Genomic DNA, 16,850 nt, shown 5'->3' on the forward strand with positions numbered 1-16,850 from the left:
TTCACAGGAAATTATACGGATCGACATCCACGATCACGCGCACCCTTGCCGGCCATTCGACCCGGTTCAACCAGTCGCGGATCACGTCCTGGACATCGAGCGCGCGGCGCGCGTGGACAAGCAGGCGAAAGCGGTGGCGGCCGCGCAGCATCGCCAGCGGGGCGGGGGCGGGGCCGTAGACGTGCATCGCGTCGATATCGGGGACACAGCGGGCCAGCGCGCGGGCGGTGTCGTCGGCTGCGGCCTTGTCCTCCGACGACACGACGATCGCCGCATAGCGGCCGAAGGGAGGCGCGGCGGCATCGCGGCGCGCTTCGGTCTCGGCGGCATAAAAGCCCTCGGCATCGCCCGAGATCAGCGCCTGCATGACGCTGGCGTCGGGGGCGGTGGTCTGGAGATAGACATGGCCGGGCTTGTCGCCGCGCCCCGCGCGACCCGACACCTGCATGATCTGCTGGAAGGTCCGCTCGGCCGCGCGCAGGTCGCCGCCTGCGAGACCCAGGTCGGCATCGACCACGCCGACCAGGGTGAGGTTGGGGAAATGATAGCCCTTGGTCACCAGCTGCGTGCCGACGACGATGTCGATCTCGCCCGCTTCCATGCGGCCGACGAACTCGGCGGCCTTGGCGGGTGACCAGATCGTGTCCGACGTGACGATGGCGGTGCGCGCCTGCGGCCATAGCAGCGCGACCTCATCGGCGATGCGCTCGACTCCCGGGCCGCACGCGACCAGGCTCTCCTCCTCGCCGCATTCGGGGCAAGCGCGCGGGGACGGGATCATGTGCCCGCAATGGTGGCAGGCGAGGCGGCTGATCAGCCGGTGCTCGACCATCCATGCGGTGCAGTTGGGGCATTGGAAGCGATGCCCGCAATGGCGGCACAGGGTCAGCGGAGCATAGCCGCGGCGGTTGAGAAACAGCAGCGCCTGTTCACCGCGCTCGAGCGTCGCGTCGATCGCGGTGACGAGCGGCGGCGCGATCCAGCGGCCGCGTTCGGGGGGCTGGGCGAGCAGGTCGATCGCCGCGATCGACGGCATCTGCGCCTCGCCGAAGCGGGCGGGAAGCTTGAGTTCCTCGTAGCGGCCGAGTTCGACCTGGTGCCGGGTTTCGATCGCCGGCGTGGCGGTGGCGAGCACCACCGGGCATTCCTCGAACTTGCCGCGCATCACCGCGACGTCGCGGGCATGATAGTGGACGCCGTCCTCCTGCTTGAAGCTGGTCTCGTGCGCTTCGTCGACGACGATCAGCCCGAGATTGGGGTAGGGCAAGAACAGCGCGGAGCGCGCGCCGACCGTGACCAGCGCCTCGCCGCTGGCGATCGCGCGCCACGCGCGGCGGCGCTGCGACTGGCGCAGGCCCGAATGCCACGCCACCGGCTCGCAGCCGAAGCGCGCGTGGAAACGCTTGAGGAACGGTTCGGTCAGCGCGATTTCGGGGAGCAGCACCAGCGTCTGGCGGCCCGCGCGGATCGCGGCGGCGACCGCCTCGAAATAGACTTCGGTCTTGCCCGATCCGGTGACGCCGTCGAGCAGGAACGGCTGAAACTGCGCTGCGCCGACGGATTGGCGCAAGATGCTGGCGACGTCGGACTGGATGTCGGACAGCTCGGGCGGGGCGTGGTTCGGGTCGGGCCGCGGATAGGGATGGTCGATATCGACCTCGATCCCTTCGAGCGCGCCCGCCTTGACCAGCCCGCGGATCACCGCGTCGGAGACGTCGGCGGTCGTAGCGAGTTCGCGGATCAGGCCCTGACGATCGCCGATCCGTTCCAGCGCCTGTTCGCGCTGCGGCGTCATCCTGCCCGGCGCCGTGCCGGACGCGCGGTACTCGGTGACGGTCCTGGCGCCCTCGAGCGCGGAAGTAGAGGCGAGCGCCATACGCAGCACGCTGGCCAGCGGGGCGAGATAATAGTCGGCGGTCCATTCGATCAGGCGGCGCAGCGATTCCGGGATCGGTGGCGCGTCCACCACGCCGAGCAGGTTGCGCAGGCGGTTGTCGCCGACTTCCTCGGTCGCGAGGCGATCGGCTTCCCAGACGACCCCCAGCAATTGCCGCGGGCCGAGCGGGGCGACGACGATCGATCCCGGCGCGGCTTCAATCCCGTGCGGCACCCGGTAGTCGAGCGGGCCGAGCGCGGAATTCATGACGATGACGCGGGCGCGGGACGATGGCATGGCCTGCATATCGCGTGTCGGGGGCGAAAGCGGAACCCCGCTAGGGTGCGTAGGTAAGCGCGACCACCGCGACATGGTCCATCGCATCGCGCGCGCCATTGCGGCCGAACTCGACGGCGTTGAGATAGCCGGCCTCGACCTGCAGCGCGCCATTCAGCTTGTGCCGGATCGAGGCATGGTTGCGGATCCGGAACAACCCGCTCTGGTTGTTCCAGTCGGCCTTGCCGCCGAAAAAGCTCTCGTGACGAAGCGCCCACGAGGTCGGGCCACCCGGGGTAAATGGCCGCGCATAAGCGATTTGCGGGCGAAGTCGGAAATGCACATCGTCGCCGTCGTTGCGAAACCGCTGTTCGAAGCGGAGCTGGCCTGTGAGCGTGCCGCCGGCGATCTTCGCCAGATCGACCGCCACCTGCTGGCGCAGGCGATTCTCGATCGTGCCGGGATCGCGGCGTGCGCTGTCGTTGCGCTGGTAGCCGATCTGAAGCCGCGCCCCGCTGTCGAGCGTGCGGGTGACCCACAGCGACTGGATCGTCTCGTACAATCCGCCATCGGCATCGCTGAAGCGCACGGTCGATTCGATGTCGAGGCTCAGCCGCTTCTCCAGCGGGACGATCGCCACCCCGGTCAGCCACAATTTCGCATCCTGCTCCTGCGCGCTGGCGGGCGCGATGCAGCCGAGTGCTGCGGCGGGGATCAGGAAATGGCGGATCGGCATGGCATCTCTTGGCACGGCTGTACGCTTGCCACATGACGCGGTAGAGGCGGTCGCGACGCGCGCCTAGCAGGCCGTCACCCGATTGTCACAAAGTGAAATGAGGCCCGCGCCATGAAGTTCTTCGCCGACACCGCCGATACCGCCGACATCCGCGATCTTGCCGACGCCGGGCTACTCGACGGCGTCACCACCAACCCGTCGCTGATCCACAAATCGGGGCGCAAGTTCCTCGAAGTGGTCGAGGAAATCTGCGGGATCGTGCCGGGTCCGGTGTCGGCCGAGGTCGTCGCGCTCGACCATGCGGGCATGATGCGTGAGGCCGAAGTGCTGCGCAAGATCGCCGACAATGTCGCGGTCAAGGTGCCGTTGACGATCGACGGATTGAAGACCTGCAAGGCGCTGACCGACGACGGCACGATGGTCAACGTGACCTTGTGCTTTTCCGCCAACCAGGCGCTGCTTGCCGCCAAGGCCGGGGCAACGTTCGTGTCGCCGTTCGTCGGTCGGCACGACGACAACGGGTTCGACGGCATGGCGCTGATCGGCGACATCCGCCTGATCTATGACAATTACGCGTTCGACACCGAGATTCTGGTCGCCAGCGTGCGGCATCCGATCCATGTCCTGGAAAGCGCGCGGTTGGGTGCCGACGTGATGACCGCACCGCCATCGGTGATCCGCCAGCTCGTCAAGCATCCGCTGACCGACAAGGGCATCGAGGGGTTCATGGCCGATTGGGCGAAGACCGGGCAGACCATCGGGTAAGGCGCAGAGGAGCTTCGCTCAGACCGAAACGATCCCCGCTTTTCCTCCAATTCAATGATTTAGGCTATTGTTGGATTGCGTTCGTACGCTACCATGCAATCGACCCAAACGATTGTCGCGAACTGGTCGTTACCCCCACAGCTTGAAAGCAGCGAGCGACCCCCGCCATGATGGCCTTATTCCAGCAAGCGCGCGCGGCGCTCGATTTTCTCGAACTTCACAAGCTGGAGCCATCGGCGGACAACTACGCCTTTGCGCTGGATTATGTGATGAACCCCGGGTCCGAGATGGCGCACGAGGTGAACGAGAAAACCTATGGCGGGTTGCGGTTGGCGTCGGGCGCGGTTCACAGCCTGATCGAGCGTTTCCTGTCCGAACGGCGTGGCAATGTCCTCGATCATCGCGAACGAACCGTGGCACGTCAGGCGGAGGAACTGGGCACGCTCACGTCCGATGCCCATGACCTGACCGAAGCTCTGGGCCGCGACGTCGGTGCGATCGTGCAGCAGCCCGGGGCCGAGATCGACAGGACGAAGGATCTGGTGGCGCGCCTGTCCGATGCGGAGCGCGATCTGGCGGAATTGCGCGACGAACTGCGCATGTTGCGAACGGCGGTGGGCGCTCCGGGCCAATCCACCGACGTCGATCGCGACGAACTGACGCAGGCGTTGAACCAGCGCGGCGCCCAGCGGGTGTTCGACGCGCTGGCCGAGCATGGTCGCCCCTATGTGCTGATGATGTTCAGCCTCGACGATCTCGCCGGGATCAACAAGCGCTTTGGGCACGATGTCGGCGGGAACGTGATCAACGCCTTCGCAGCGACGTTGCGGCAGGTCTTCGCGAAAGAGGAATTGATCCGCTGGACCGGAAACGAATTCATCATCGTGGCGGCGGACCTTGCGACAGCGGCCGCACGGCTGCTGGTGGAAGACGCGCTGACCGCGCTCAGCGCCCGCCGCCTCAAGCTGCGCGGGAACGGGGCGTGGATCGGTACCGTGACCGCGTCGGCGGGCGTGGTCGTCAGCCAGAACGAAACGCCCACCACTGCTTTGGTCAGGGCACGCGCCAATATGCTTGCCGCCGCCGCTCAAGGGGGCAACCACGCGATCGGCTGAGGCGGTTGCGGCGGCGAGCATCGGGGATCGCTGCCGGACGCGACGCGCTGCGGCAGATGCGCTAATGCCGATCGGTGACCGATCCACTGCCCCTGTCCTTTGCCGCGCACCTTGCCCGCGATCGGCGGCGGTCGGTGCACACGGTGCGGGCATATCAGGCGACGGCAGCGCGGTTGATCGCTTTCCTCCAGGCGCATTGGGGCGGGGCGGTGGATGCGGCGGCGCTTGGACGCGTCACGCCGGCCGACCTGCGTGCCTTCCTTGCCAAGCGGCGCGGCGAAGGCCTGGGCAATGCCTCGGCGGCGCGTGAGCTTTCCGCGGTCAGGGCGTTCCTCGCCTTTGCAGGTGGCCCCGATGCAGCACCGCCGCGCATCCGCGGGCCGCGCGTCAAGAAGGGGTTGCCCCGGCCGATCGCGCCAGCCGAAGCGGTCGCGTTGGCGGAGGAAGTCGAGGACGGCGCGCGCGAGCCGTGGATCGGCGCGCGCGACTGGGCGGTGCTGTTGCTGCTGTACGGCGCGGGACTGCGCATTGGCGAGGCGCTGGGGCTGACGGGAGCGGTCCTGCCGCTGGGCGATACGCTGCGCGTCACCGGCAAGCGCGCCAAGACCCGGATCGTGCCGCTGCTGCCGCAGGTGCGCAGCGCCATCGAGGCCTATGTCGCGCAGTCGCCCTATGGCACCGCGCGCAATGCGCCGCTGTTTCGGGGGGCGAAGGGCGGGCCGTTGTCGCCCGGGGTGATCCGGCGGTCGGTACGTGCGGCGCGGGTGCAGCTGGGACTGTCCGACCGGACGACGCCGCATGCGCTACGCCACAGTTTCGCGACGCATCTTCTGGGGCGCGGGGCCGACCTGCGCGCGCTGCAGGAGCTGCTCGGGCATGCCAGCCTGAGTTCGACGCAGGTCTATACCGCGGTCGATGCCGCGCATCTGATGGACGTGTACCGCAGCGCGCATCCGCGGGCCTGATTTTGCGTTCGTCGCACTGCGGGCCTAAGCGCTGCGCAATGTCCGACACCCCGATCGCGCTCTACATCCACTGGCCGTTCTGCGTGTCGAAATGCCCCTATTGCGACTTCAACAGCCATGTCCGCGAGCAGGTCGATCAGGACCGCTGGCGCGCGGCGTTGCTTGCCGATCTGGCGCAGGAGGCGCGCGAATTGCCGGGGCGGCGACTGGGGTCGATCTTTTTCGGCGGGGGCACCCCGTCACTGATGCCGCCGGCGACCGTCGCCGCCTTGATCGAAGCGGCGACCATGCACTGGGTGGCGGAGCCGGACGTCGAGATCACGCTTGAGGCGAACCCGTCGTCGGTCGAGGCGGCGCGATTCGCCGACCTTGCCGCTGCTGGGGTCAATCGCGTGTCGCTGGGGCTGCAGGCGCTCGACGACGCGGCGCTGGCATTCCTTGGCCGGGCGCATTCGGTGCGCGAGGGGCTGGCGGCGCTCGATACCGCGCAAGCCAGTTTCGCGCGGGTCAGCTTCGATCTGATCTACGCGCGCCCTGGGCAGGCACAGGCGGCGTGGGAAGCCGAGCTTGACCGGGCGATCGGCTTCGGGACCGAGCATCTCTCTCTCTATCAGCTGACGATCGAACCAGGGACGCGCTTTGCCACGCTGGCGGCGAGGGGCGATCTGGTCATCCCGGGCGAAGATGCGGCCGCCGACCTGTTCGAAGCGACGCGCGCGATCACCGTTGCGGCGGGGCTGCCGCCTTACGAAGTGTCGAACCATGCGCGCGCCGGGGCGCAGAGCCGCCACAACCTGACCTATTGGCGCTATGGCGATTATGCCGGGATCGGGCCCGGTGCGCATGGGCGGCGCGGCGGGCTGGCGACGGTGCGGCGCAAGAAGCCCGAGAACTGGCTGGCCGCGGTCGATCGCAACGGCCACGGGATCGAGGCGTCCGACCCGCTCGAGCCGCAGCAGCGCACGGCCGAGGCGCTGGTGATGGGGCTGCGGCTGGCAGAGGGGGTCGACACGGCGCGGATCGCGCGGCTGGGCGGCACGATCCCCGATGCGCTGGTCGATGCGAGGGCGGTGGCGCGGCTGGCGCAGGAAGGGTTGATCCTGCGCGATGGCGATCGGCTGACGGTAACGCCGACGGGAATGCCGGTGCTGGAGGCGATCCTGCGGACGATCGTCGCCTAGTCCCCGAACGTCTTTGGCGCCGGCGACACCGTCACGGTCGTGCCGCCGCGCACTTCCTGCACCTCGAGCGCACGCTGCGCGACGCCGTCGCGGCCGAAGCGGAACGGGCCGTCGAGCCCTGCATAGCCGTCGCTCGACGTCAGGCGGCTGGCGGGGAAGCGATCGCCGATCCGCCAGTCGCGCGCGATGCGCACGGTGAGCAGCACCGCGTCATAGCCAAGGCTCGCGAGACGGTACGGCGCGGCACCGAAGCGCGTGCGGTATTTGGTGGCGAACTGGCGATAGAGATTGTTGGGCACGCTGGCATACCAGGCGCCGCTGAGCGCTGCGTTCGATCCGACCGCCGAATCGGTGTTCCACAATTCGGTGCCCATCACCCGCGCCGCCTTGCCGGTCGGCGAGCGGCGCAGGATCGGCACGGCATTGCCCGCCGCCGACGCGCCGTCGGCAATGAGCACCGCCTGGTATGGCGAAGTCTGCGCCAGCTTGGCGACCGCCGCGCTGATCGAGTTGCGGCTGCGGTCGTAGGTCTGGAGCGATACCACCTGTCCGCCGGCATCCTCGACCGCGCGCAGATACGCGGTGGAGGCGCGCTGGCCGTACATGCCGACAGGCACCAGCCCGGCGAACTGGGTGACGCCGGTCGAGCGCGCATGCTCCACGACACGCGCGATCGACTGTGCCGGCGAATAGCCCATCAGGAAGGCGCCGTTGCCAGCGACCGCGCTGTCGTTCGAGAAGCTGAGCACCGGTACGTTGGCGCGGCGTGCGATCGGCGCGACGGCGCGCACGTCCTCGGCGAGCAGTGGCCCCAGGATCAGCCGGTTGCCGTCTGCCAGCGCGGCCTGCGCCGCTGCCGCCGCTCCGCGGGCGGTGTCGTAGGTGGTGATCCGCACGCGTTCGCTGCGCGTGTCGAGCAGCGCGAGCTGCGTCGCGTTGGCGATCGACTGACCGACCCCGGCGTTCGACCCCGACATCGGCACCAGCAGCGCGACCCGGTGGCGCGCGTCGTCCTGCGGCAGCCCCGGCTCGATCGGGGTCGGCCGCGTGGTCTCGGGCCTGGGTGGCGGCGGGCGATCGGCGTCGGGCACGCCGCGCGGGACGATCGTGGCGCAGGCGCTGGTGAGCAGCGCCGCGCCGATCACGATCAGCCGTTTCAGGCCGAACCCCCGTTGCAGGTTAACCGCTGCCTCTGCCATGACCGTCCCCTCATGCACGCCAAACTCTCCCCCGGCCTCTACATTGTTGCCACCCCGATCGGCAATCTCGGTGATTTGTCGCCGCGCGCCGCGCAAGTGCTTGCGCAAGCGGACGTAATCGCGGTCGAAGACAGCCGCGTGACGGCCAAATTGCTGAGGCATGCCGGGATCCGGCGCCCGATGCTGCCCTATCACGATCACAGCGCCGAAGGCGTGCGGCCCGGCCTGGTGGCGCGGATGGGGAGCGAGGCGGTGGCTTTGGTGTCGGATGCGGGCACGCCGCTGATCTCCGATCCGGGGTACAAGCTGGTCCGCGATGCGCGCGCGGCGGGGCATGCGGTGGTGACGATCCCCGGCCCGTGCGCGGCGGTGGCGGCGCTGACGCTGGCGGGGCTGCCCACCGACCGCTTCCTGTTCGCCGGGTTCCTGCCGCCCAAGCAAGGCGCGCGCGCCGAGGCGATCGCTGAGCTTGCAGGCATCCGCGCGACGCTGGTCCTGTACGAATCGGGGCCGCGGCTGGCGGCGACGCTCGCCGCGCTGGCGCACGGGCTGGGCGATCGCGAGGCCGGGGTGGCGCGCGAAATTACGAAGAAGTTCGAGGAATGCGTGACCGACACGCTGTCGTCGCTCGCCGCGCGCTATGCCGACGCGCCGCCCAAGGGCGAGATCGTCATCGTCGTCGCCCCACCGGGCGAAGCGACGCCGCCCAGCGCCGAAGATGCCGACGCCGCGCTTGCCGAGGCACTGACCCGGCTTTCCCCGGCCAAGGCGGCGGGCGAAGTCGCCAGGAAGTTCAAGCTCGACCGCAAGGTGCTGTACGCCCGCGCGATGGCGATGAAGGCGTGACTCGCGACCGCCGCGCTGCCGAAACGCGCGGGCGTGACGGCGAGCGGGCGGCAGCGTGGTATCTTCGGCTCAAGGGCTGGCGCATCCTCGCCGAGCGGGTGCGCACCGCGGCGGGGGAGGTCGATCTGGTGGCGCGCAAGGGCAGGTTGGTGGCGTTCGTCGAGGTCAAGACGCGGTCGAGCGATGCCGAACTCGACTTCGCGATCGACCGGCGGCGGCTGGCGCGGGTGGCGGCGGCAGCGGAAATCCTGGCGCCGCGCTTTGCGGATGGCGGCGAAGACATCCGCATCGACGTGCTGCTGCTGGTGCCGGGCAAGCTGCCGCGGCATATCGAGAATGCCTGGATCGGGTGACATCGCCGCGGCTCGCCCCTACCTGCGATGCCTAGGGAGTAATCGATGCCGCTGACTGTTGCCGTCCAGATGGACCCGCTCGATACGATTAACATTGCGGGTGATTCGACGTTCGCGTTGATGCTGGCAGCGCAGGCGCGCGGACACCGATTGTTCCACTATGCCGCCGAGGATCTGAGCTACGAAAGCGGCCGGGTGTGGGCACGCGCGCATCCGGTGACGGTGCAGCGCGTCGAGGGCGATCATTTCGAACGTGGCGACCCGGTGAATCTCGATCTGGGTGATGACGCGGATGTCGTATTGATGCGGCAGGATCCGCCGTTCGATCTCGGCTACATCACTGCGACGCACGTGCTCGAACGGATCGCCGACCGGACGCTGGTGGTCAACGATCCGGTCAGCGTGCGCAATGCGCCCGAGAAAGTGTTCGTGCTCGACTATGCGCGCTTCATGCCGCCGACGCTGATCACTCGCAGCCTCGCGGAAGCGCGGCGGTTCCTGGATGCGCATGGGTCGATCGTGGTCAAGCCGCTGCACGGCAATGGCGGCAAGGCGATCTTCAAGGTCGATGCCGACGGCCAGAACCTGTCGGCATTGGTCGAGATCTTCAACCTGACATGGCGCGAGCCGCACATGATCCAGGCGTTCCTTCCCGACGTGGCGAAGGGCGACAAGCGCATCGTGCTGGTCGACGGCGTGGTCGCGGGCGCGATCAACCGGCTTCCCGGGGCAGGGGAAATCCGGTCGAACCTGGCGGTCGGCGGATCGGCGGAGGCGGCGACGCTGACGGATCGCGAAGTCGAGATCTGCGCCGCGATGGGGCCGGAGCTGAAACGGCGCGGGCTGATCTTCGTCGGGATCGACGTGATCGGCGGCGAATGGCTGACCGAGATCAACGTGACATCGCCGACCGGAATCGTCGCGATCGACCGGTTCAACGGCACCGATACCGCGGGAATGATCTGGGACGCGATCGATGTGCGGCTTGCCGCCCGCTGATCGCCGCACTACCGCGCGGCGATGACCGAATTCATTCTCGATTGGATCGAGGCCTGGGGCTATCTGGGCATCTTCGTTCTGATGTTTCTCGAAAACGTGTTTCCGCCGATCCCTTCGGAAGTGATCCTGGGGCTGGGCGGGATCGCCGTCGCGCAGGGGCGGTTCGAGCTGGTGCCGCTGATCGTTGCGGGCACCGCCGGCACCGTCGCTGGCAATTGCGTGTGGTTCGTGATCGGCAGGGTGACGGGCTATCAGCGGTTCAAGCCGATCATCGACCGGTTCGGCCGCATCCTGACGCTCGACTGGAACGAGGTCGAGAAAATGTACAGTTTCTTCCTCAAGCACGGCGGTGCGATCGTATTCTGGGTGCGCTTCCTGCCCACCTTCCGCACGATGATCTCGCTTCCCGCCGGCATGGTGAAGATGCCGTGGTGGAAGTTCCTGGTGTTCACCACCGGCGGCAGCCTGATCTGGAACACGATGCTGGCGCTCGCAGGACTGTGGCTGGGCAACCGCTTCGAGGAGCTCGACCGCTATTTCGGCCCGCTCGCGCTGGTGGCGATGGGGTCGATCGTCATACTGTACGTGTACCGGGTGTTCACCTGGAAGCCCGGGACACGGGAGGGGGAGTGAGCCTGCTCGATCTCCCCTAGCCGGGACGACCGTCAGAACACCGCCGCCACCAGTTGCCGGAACGCGTCGGCGCGATGGCTGATCGCGTGCTTGGCGTCGGGGTCCATCTCGCCGAACGTCTGCTCGCCGCCATTGGGCAGGAATATCGCGTCATAGCCGAAGCCGCGCTCCCCGCGCGGTGGCCAGACCAGCGTTCCGTCGACACGGCCCTCGAACCATTCGACATGGCCGTCGGGCCAGGCGAGCGCCAGCGCGCAGACGAAATGCGCGTCGCGGCCGGCAAGCGGCCCCTTCGCCCGCACGGCATCCTCGACGCGCTGCATCGCCACGGCGAAGTCCTTGGTTTCCCCGGCCCAGCGCGCCGAAAAGATGCCGGGATCGCCGCCCAGTGCCTCGACACACAATCCGCTGTCATCGGCGAGCGCGGGAAGGCCCGACAGATCGGCGGCCTGCATCGCTTTCAGCTCGGCATTGGCGACGAAGGTCGTGCCGGTTTCCTCGGGTTCGGGCAGGTCGAGCTCGGCGGCTGAGATCGGTTCGACGCCATAGGGGCTGAGCAGCGCGGTGATCTCGCGGACCTTGCCGGGATTATGGCTGGCGATGACGAGCTTGCCCGGAGCGAGCTTGCGGATCGCCTGCGGCTCCTTGCCCTCTCCGCTCATTTGCCGATCGCCTGTTTCTGCGCGGCGAAGATGTCGGTGCAGCCGATGCGCGCGAGGCGCAGCAGGCGCAACAGGCCTTCCTCGTCATAGCAGGCGCCCTCGGCCGTCGCCTGCGCCTCGGCGATGGTGCCATTGTCGAGCAGCACGAAATTTGCGTCGGCATCGGCAGCAGAATCCTCGGGATAATCGAGGTCGAGCACCGGCGTACCGTTATAGATGCCGCAACTGACCGCGGCGACCTGGTGCCGGATCGGGTCGGCGGTCAGCTTGCCATCGTTGATCAGCCCGTCGATCGCCATGCGCAGCGCGACCCATGCGCCCGAGATCGAAGCGGTGCGCGTACCGCCATCGGCCTGGATCACGTCGCAGTCGAGCGTGATCTGGCGCTCGCCGAGCAGCTTGAGATCGGTGACGGCGCGCAAGCTGCGGCCGATCAGGCGCTGGATTTCCTGCGTGCGCCCCGACTGCTTGCCCTTGGCAGCCTCGCGATTGCCGCGGGTGTGGGTGGCGCGGGGCAGCATGCCGTATTCGGCCGTCACCCAGCCCTCGCCCTTGCCGCGCAGCCAGGGCGGCAGCCGCTCCTCGACGCTGGCGGTCACCAGTACGCGGGTGTCGCCGAACCCGATCAGCACCGATCCTTCGGCATGGCGGGTGAAATTGGGTTCGATCGTGATCGCGCGCATCTGATCGGGGGCGCGGCCGGATGGGCGCATTGGTGGTGTCTCCTCGGATTTGCGATGTGCCTAGAGCGATCGCGCGATCAGCGCCAGCCTCGCCAACCGATCCACTCGTTCCTACATCGCGTGCATGACCCCGCCGATCACCGAGCTGACCGACCGCGCCCGCGATGTGTTTCGCGTCGTCGTCGAGAGCTATCTCGAATCGGGAGCGCCGGTGGGATCGCGGACGATCTCGCGGCTGTCGGGGCTGAACCTGTCGCCGGCGTCGATCCGCAACGTCATGCAGGATTTGGAGGAATACGGCCTGCTCGCCGCGCCGCACACCAGCGCCGGGCGCATGCCGACCGAAAGCGGGCTGCGGCTGTTCGTCGACGGGATGATGCAGAGCCACGAGCCGACGCAGGAGGAGCGCGCCGCGATCGAGGCGCGCGCGGGCGAGGCCGGCCCGATCGAGGATGCGCTCGCTGCGACGACGTCGGTCTTGTCGGGGCTGTCGGCGTGCGCCGGGCTGGTGCTGGTGCCCAAGCGCGAACCGGTGCTCAAGCAGTTCGGATTCGTGCCGCTGTCCGACGACAAGGCGCTGGCGGTGCTGGTCGGCGACGACGGATCGGTCGAGAATCGCGTGGTCGAGCTGCCGCCGGGGATGGGTCCGTCGGCGCTCAATGAAGCCGCCAATTATCTGTCGGCAACGCTGGCCGGGCTGACGCTGGCGCAAGCCCAGTTGCGGCTGGGGCAGGAGATCGCCCGCGGCCGCGCCGAACTCGACGCCGCTGCGCGCGCGCTGGTCGAACGCGGGCTGGCGATCTGGAGCGAGGATGGCGGCGCGCGCCCGGTGCTGATCGTGCGCGGCCAGGCGCGGCTGATCGACACCGGAGATGCCGACGACCTCGATCGCGTCCGCCAGTTGCTCGACGAACTCGAAGGCAAGCAGGCGATCGCCGAATTGCTGGGCAGCGCGCGCGAAGGCGATGCCGCGCGCATCTTCATCGGGTCGGAGAACAAGCTGTTCGCGCTGTCGGGATCGTCGGTCATCGCCAAGCCGGTGCGCGCGCTCGACGGCCGCGTGGTCGGGGTGGTCGGCGTGATCGGGCCGACTCGGTTGAACTATGCGCGGGTCGTGCCCATGGTGGACTTCACCGCGGCGACGATCGCGCGCCTGCTTGCTTGAACTTTGGCCAAACACAGGGATTCGATGACCGACGAACGTAATTCTGACGCGCCCGAAGACGGAACGATCGACATGGCCACCGCCAATGCGGTCCCCGCTTTCGACGACGAGCGCGTCGCCAAGCTGGAAAACGAGCTGGAGGAAGCCCGTCAGGCAGTGCTCTATGCGCAGGCCGAGACGCAGAATGTCCGCCGCCGAGCCGAGAAGGAAGCCGCCGACGCGCGCACCTATGCCGCGACCGCATTTGCGCGCGACATTCTTTCGGTGGCAGACAATCTGACGCGCGCGCTGGCCGCGATTCCCGAAGACCTGCGCGGCGACGACAAGTTCAAGGGGCTGGTCACCGGCCTCGAGGCGACCGGTCGCGAGATCGAGAGCGTCTTTGGTCGTCACGGCATTACGAAGATCGAGACCAAGGGCGAGACGCTCGACCCCAACCGCCATCAGGCGATGTTCGAGGTGCCGACCGCGGACGCCGCGCCGGGAACCGTCGTTCAGGAAATCCAGTCGGGCTACATGATCCGCGACCGGTTGCTGCGGCCTGCGCTGGTCGGGGTGGCGAAGGCGCCGGACGCGAACTGATCCTTCCGTGAAGCGGCGGAGGATTGAGGTGACCCGGTTGCGGTATCGCCCTATCAGGGCGGCATGACGTCCCGCTTTGATGCCCTGCCCAACCGCCGTGCGATTGCCGACCGGCGCGCCCTCGCCGATGCGCTGGCGGCGCTCGAGGGGCGCGATGCGCAGATGCTGCGCCATGCCGCCACGGCGCTGCTTGCCGACGCCCTCGCCCGGGGCCGCGACGAGATCGCGCGGCGGCTCGCCGAGCATCCCTCGCGCGGGCTGGAAGCCGCGGGCGCCGGCGCCTTCCTGATCGACCAGTTGCTGCGCGCGCTGTGGGATTTCACGACCCAGCGCCTCTATCCCATCACCAACCCGACCGCGTCCGAGCGGATGACGCTGATCGCGGTCGGCGGCTATGGTCGCGGCGAGATGGCGCCGCATTCGGATGTCGATATCGGCTTTCTCACGCCGTGGAAATGCACCGGGTGGAGCGAGCAGGTCATCGAATCGATGCTGTATTCGCTGTGGGATCTGGGGCTCAAGGTCGGGCATTCGTCGCGGTCGATCGACGAGATGCTCAAGATGGCGAAGAGCGACGTGACGGTGCGCACCGCGCTGCTCGAGGCGCGCTATGTGTGCGGCGATACCGAACTGTACGAGGAAGCGTCGCGCCGCTTCAAGGCGGAGGTGCAAGCCGATACCGCGCGCACCTTCATCGCCGAAAAGCTCGCCGAGCGCGATGTCCGCCACGTCAAGATGGGCGACAGCCGCTATGTCGTCGAACCCAATGTCAAGGAGGGCAAGGGGGGCTTGCGCGATCTTCAGACGCTGTTCTGGATTGGCAAATATGCCTACAACGTCCAGCGCGGCGCCGAACTGGTCGATGCGGGATTGTTGAGCGCGCACGAATATCGCCGCTTTCACCGCGCCGACAATTTCCTGTGGGCGGTGCGCTGCCACCTGCACGCCATCGCCGACCGCGCCGAGGACCGGCTGACCTTCGACATGCAGCGCGAGATCGCCGAGCGCATGCGCTATTCCGACCGCCCCGGAAAATCCGCGGTCGAACGCTTCATGCAATTCTATTTCCTGCAGGCCAAGACGGTCGGTGACCTGTCGGGAGTATTCCTGGCGCATCTCGACGAGAAATATGCCGCGCGGGGACGGCGGTTCGGATTGCCCATCATCCGCCGGTCCCCGCGCAAGCTCAAGGGCTTCGTGCTGGATCGCGGGCGACTGGCGTTGCCGCACGACCAGTTCTTTCGCGAGGATCCAGTGCGGCTGGTGGAGATTTTTCAGCTGGCCGACCTGCACGGCCTGGAAATCCATCCGCTGGCGATGCGCGCGGCGGCGCGCGATGCCAAGCTGGCCGACGAGGTTCGCGACGACCGCCGTGCCAACGCCTTGTTCCTCGACATATTGAGCGGCGCGCGCCGCCCCGAACTGGTGCTGCGCTGGATGAACGAAGCCGGGGTGTTCGGCCGCTTCGTGCCCGATTTCGGCCGTGTCGTCGCGCAGATGCAGTTCGACATGTATCATCATTACACCGTCGACGAGCACACCATCCGCGCGGTTGGACTGATGAGCCGGATCGAGCGCGGCGAACTCGCCGACGAGCATCCGATCGCCACCGCGCTGTTCGACCAGATCGTTTCGAAGCGCGCGCTGTATGTCGCGGTGCTGCTCCACGACATCGCCAAGGGGCGCGGCGGCGATCATTCGGTGCTGGGTGCGCGGGTGGCGGAGCGATTGTGCCCACGGCTGGGGCTCACGCCCGCCGAGACCGAGACGGTGGCGTGGCTCGTGCGCTGGCACCTGCTGATGTCGGCGACCGCGTTCAAGCGCGACCTGTCCGACTTCAAGACGATCCTCGATTTCGCCGACAAGGTGCAGTCCCCGCAGCGGCTGATGATGCTGCTCGCGCTGACCGTCGTCGATATCCGTGCGGTGGGTCCGGGAACGTGGAACGGGTGGAAGCGGCAGCTGCTCGCCACCCTGTACGAATCGGCCGAGGAAGTGCTGCGGCTCGGCCACAAGCAGAAAGGCCGCGCCGAGCGGGTCGCGGCGAAACAGGCCGATGTCGCTGCCGCGGCGGGCTATTCGGAGCGCAAGATGGCGGGTCTGCGCAAGCGGCTGCCCGAAAGCTATTGGGTGGCCGAGCCGCTCGATGTGCTGATCGCCAACGTCCGTCTGGTCGAACGCGCCGGGGATACGCAATTGTCGATCGAGACCGCCGTCGATGCCGATCGCGGCGCGACGCTGGTGACGATCTACGCCGCCGACCATCCCGGCATCTTCTATCGCATCGCCGGCGCGATCCACGCCGCCGGCGGCAACATCATCGACGCGCGCATCCATACCTCGCGCGACGGCATGGCGCTCGACAACTTTCTGGTTCAGGACCCGTTCGGGCGGCCGTTCGACGATTTCGGCCAGCTCGAACGGCTGAAGACCGGGATTGCCGACGCGCTCGCCAACCGCGCGCGCCTGAGCGAGCGGCTCGGCGCCAAACCGCTCCCGCGGCTGCGCGCGGACGCGTTCCGGATCGAGCCGGCGGTGCTGATTGACAACAAGGCGTCGAATCGCTTCAGCGTGATCGAGGTCAATGCCCGCGATCGCCCGGCGCTGCTGTTCGACCTGGCACAGGCGCTGTTCCAGTCGAAGGTGACGATCCACTCCGCGCATGTCGCGACCTATGGCGAGCGTGCGGTCGATACGTTCTACGTCACCGACCTGATCGGCGACAAGATCGAGGGGGCGCTGCGCATGAAGGCGCTCGAGCGGCGGCTGCTCGATGCGGCGACCTGGGATGAGGAAGAAACCGCGGCGGCGTGA

General features: G+C 67.9%; 16 protein-coding genes. 11 read left to right on the top strand and 5 right to left on the bottom strand.

The genetic code is table 11. The annotated features are described in order from the left end of the window. Position 1: 1 nt before the first annotated feature. Together FHY50_RS12635 and FHY50_RS12640 are read right to left on the bottom strand one after the other, a co-directional pair. Positions 2–2,182, bottom strand: a complete 2,181-nt coding sequence (locus FHY50_RS12635; protein WP_140231284.1) for a primosomal protein N' — start codon at positions 2,180–2,182, stop codon at positions 2–4. Positions 2,183–2,213: 31 nt separating this feature from the next. After that, positions 2,214–2,888: a DUF2490 domain-containing protein gene (locus FHY50_RS12640; RefSeq protein WP_140231285.1), complete on the bottom strand. Its 675-nt coding sequence runs from the start codon at positions 2,886–2,888 to the stop codon at positions 2,214–2,216. A 111-nt stretch (positions 2,889–2,999) separates the two neighbouring features. Between FHY50_RS12640 and fsa the strand changes: the two genes are divergently transcribed. The 4 genes from fsa to hemW all read left to right on the top strand — a co-directional run bounded on the left by fsa (position 3,000) and on the right by hemW (position 6,914). Next, positions 3,000–3,653, top strand: a complete 654-nt coding sequence (gene fsa / locus FHY50_RS12645; protein ID WP_140231286.1) for a fructose-6-phosphate aldolase — start codon at positions 3,000–3,002, stop codon at positions 3,651–3,653. A 167-nt stretch (positions 3,654–3,820) separates the two neighbouring features. Next, on the top strand, positions 3,821–4,768 hold the full coding sequence (locus FHY50_RS12650) for a GGDEF domain-containing protein (RefSeq protein ID WP_140231287.1): 948 nt from the start codon (positions 3,821–3,823) through the stop codon (positions 4,766–4,768). 74 nt (positions 4,769–4,842) lie between these two features. Further along, positions 4,843–5,733: a tyrosine recombinase XerC gene (locus FHY50_RS12655; RefSeq protein WP_180345153.1), complete on the top strand. Its 891-nt coding sequence runs from the start codon at positions 4,843–4,845 to the stop codon at positions 5,731–5,733. A 38-nt stretch (positions 5,734–5,771) separates the two neighbouring features. Further along, entirely contained in the window at positions 5,772–6,914 is a 1,143-nt protein-coding gene (gene hemW / locus FHY50_RS12660; RefSeq protein WP_140231288.1) for a radical SAM family heme chaperone HemW, read from the top strand. Here the strand turns inward: hemW and FHY50_RS12665 are convergent. Next, positions 6,911–8,113 carry a penicillin-binding protein activator gene (locus FHY50_RS12665; RefSeq protein WP_140231289.1) on the bottom strand — a complete coding sequence of 401 codons (1,203 nt, stop codon included), beginning with the start codon at positions 8,111–8,113 and terminating at the stop codon, positions 6,911–6,913. The two genes, hemW and FHY50_RS12665, sit on opposite strands and share 4 nt — an antisense overlap. Positions 8,114–8,125: 12 nt before the next feature. Here FHY50_RS12665 and rsmI point away from each other — a divergent pair, with 12 nt between their 5' ends. Genes rsmI through FHY50_RS12685 form a run of 4 tightly spaced genes read left to right on the top strand, consistent with a single transcriptional unit; the run spans position 8,126 to position 10,944 of the window. Continuing rightward, positions 8,126–8,959 (top strand): 16S rRNA (cytidine(1402)-2'-O)-methyltransferase, encoded by an 834-nt coding sequence (rsmI, locus tag FHY50_RS12670; protein WP_140231290.1) that lies wholly within the window; start codon positions 8,126–8,128, stop codon positions 8,957–8,959. Further along, positions 8,956–9,312 carry a YraN family protein gene (locus tag FHY50_RS12675; RefSeq protein WP_140231291.1) on the top strand — a complete coding sequence of 119 codons (357 nt, stop codon included), beginning with the start codon at positions 8,956–8,958 and terminating at the stop codon, positions 9,310–9,312. Before rsmI ends, FHY50_RS12675 begins: the two co-directional genes overlap by 4 nt. A 45-nt stretch (positions 9,313–9,357) precedes the next feature. Further along, complete coding sequence (gene gshB, locus FHY50_RS12680; RefSeq protein ID WP_140231292.1) at positions 9,358–10,311, top strand: glutathione synthase; 954 nt, start codon at positions 9,358–9,360, stop codon at positions 10,309–10,311. 21 nt (positions 10,312–10,332) lie between these two features. Continuing rightward, positions 10,333–10,944: a DedA family protein gene (locus tag FHY50_RS12685; RefSeq protein ID WP_140231293.1), complete on the top strand. Its 612-nt coding sequence runs from the start codon at positions 10,333–10,335 to the stop codon at positions 10,942–10,944. 32 nt (positions 10,945–10,976) lie between these two features. Here the strand turns inward: FHY50_RS12685 and rdgB are convergent, their stop codons facing one another. Together rdgB and rph are read right to left on the bottom strand one after the other, a co-directional pair. Continuing rightward, entirely contained in the window at positions 10,977–11,606 is a 630-nt protein-coding gene (rdgB, locus tag FHY50_RS12690; RefSeq protein ID WP_140231294.1) for an RdgB/HAM1 family non-canonical purine NTP pyrophosphatase, read from the bottom strand. Further along, complete coding sequence (gene rph, locus FHY50_RS12695) at positions 11,603–12,319, bottom strand: ribonuclease PH (protein ID WP_140231295.1); 717 nt, start codon at positions 12,317–12,319, stop codon at positions 11,603–11,605. Before rph ends, rdgB begins: the two co-directional genes overlap by 4 nt. 94 nt (positions 12,320–12,413) lie before the next feature. Between rph and hrcA the strand changes: the two genes are divergently transcribed. The 3 genes from hrcA to FHY50_RS12710 all read left to right on the top strand — a co-directional run bounded on the left by hrcA (position 12,414) and on the right by FHY50_RS12710 (position 16,850). After that, positions 12,414–13,454, top strand: coding sequence for a heat-inducible transcriptional repressor HrcA (gene hrcA / locus FHY50_RS12700; RefSeq protein WP_140231296.1), 1,041 nt, complete (start codon positions 12,414–12,416; stop codon positions 13,452–13,454). Positions 13,455–13,478: 24 nt separating this feature from the next. Then, on the top strand, positions 13,479–14,036 hold the full coding sequence (gene grpE, locus FHY50_RS12705; RefSeq protein ID WP_140231297.1) for a nucleotide exchange factor GrpE: 558 nt from the start codon (positions 13,479–13,481) through the stop codon (positions 14,034–14,036). A gap of 63 nt (positions 14,037–14,099) precedes the next feature. Continuing rightward, complete coding sequence (locus FHY50_RS12710; protein WP_140231298.1) at positions 14,100–16,850, top strand: [protein-PII] uridylyltransferase; 2,751 nt, start codon at positions 14,100–14,102, stop codon at positions 16,848–16,850.

This window comes from Sphingomonas japonica (genome assembly GCF_006346325.1).
GTDB classification, from domain to species: Bacteria; Pseudomonadota; Alphaproteobacteria; order Sphingomonadales; family Sphingomonadaceae; genus Sphingomonas; species Sphingomonas japonica.

Bases quoted from the DNA above. Each gene is read 5' to 3' on its own strand.
- FHY50_RS12635 (WP_140231284.1), bottom strand. From the start codon at position 2,182: ATGCAGGCCATGCCATCGTCCCGCGCCCGCGTCATCGTCATGAATTCC.
- FHY50_RS12640 (WP_140231285.1), bottom strand. From the start codon at position 2,888: ATGCCGATCCGCCATTTCCTGATCCCCGCCGCAGCACTCGGCTGCATC.
- fsa (WP_140231286.1), top strand. From the start codon at position 3,000: ATGAAGTTCTTCGCCGACACCGCCGATACCGCCGACATCCGCGATCTT.
- FHY50_RS12650 (WP_140231287.1), top strand. From the start codon at position 3,821: ATGATGGCCTTATTCCAGCAAGCGCGCGCGGCGCTCGATTTTCTCGAA.
- hemW (WP_140231288.1), top strand. From the start codon at position 5,772: ATGTCCGACACCCCGATCGCGCTCTACATCCACTGGCCGTTCTGCGTG.
- FHY50_RS12665 (WP_140231289.1), bottom strand. From the start codon at position 8,113: ATGGCAGAGGCAGCGGTTAACCTGCAACGGGGGTTCGGCCTGAAACGG.
- rsmI (WP_140231290.1), top strand. From the start codon at position 8,126: ATGCACGCCAAACTCTCCCCCGGCCTCTACATTGTTGCCACCCCGATC.
- gshB (WP_140231292.1), top strand. From the start codon at position 9,358: ATGCCGCTGACTGTTGCCGTCCAGATGGACCCGCTCGATACGATTAAC.
- FHY50_RS12685 (WP_140231293.1), top strand. From the start codon at position 10,333: ATGACCGAATTCATTCTCGATTGGATCGAGGCCTGGGGCTATCTGGGC.
- rdgB (WP_140231294.1), bottom strand. From the start codon at position 11,606: ATGAGCGGAGAGGGCAAGGAGCCGCAGGCGATCCGCAAGCTCGCTCCG.
- rph (WP_140231295.1), bottom strand. From the start codon at position 12,319: ATGCGCCCATCCGGCCGCGCCCCCGATCAGATGCGCGCGATCACGATC.
- hrcA (WP_140231296.1), top strand. From the start codon at position 12,414: ATGACCCCGCCGATCACCGAGCTGACCGACCGCGCCCGCGATGTGTTT.
- grpE (WP_140231297.1), top strand. From the start codon at position 13,479: ATGACCGACGAACGTAATTCTGACGCGCCCGAAGACGGAACGATCGAC.
- FHY50_RS12710 (WP_140231298.1), top strand. From the start codon at position 14,100: ATGACGTCCCGCTTTGATGCCCTGCCCAACCGCCGTGCGATTGCCGAC.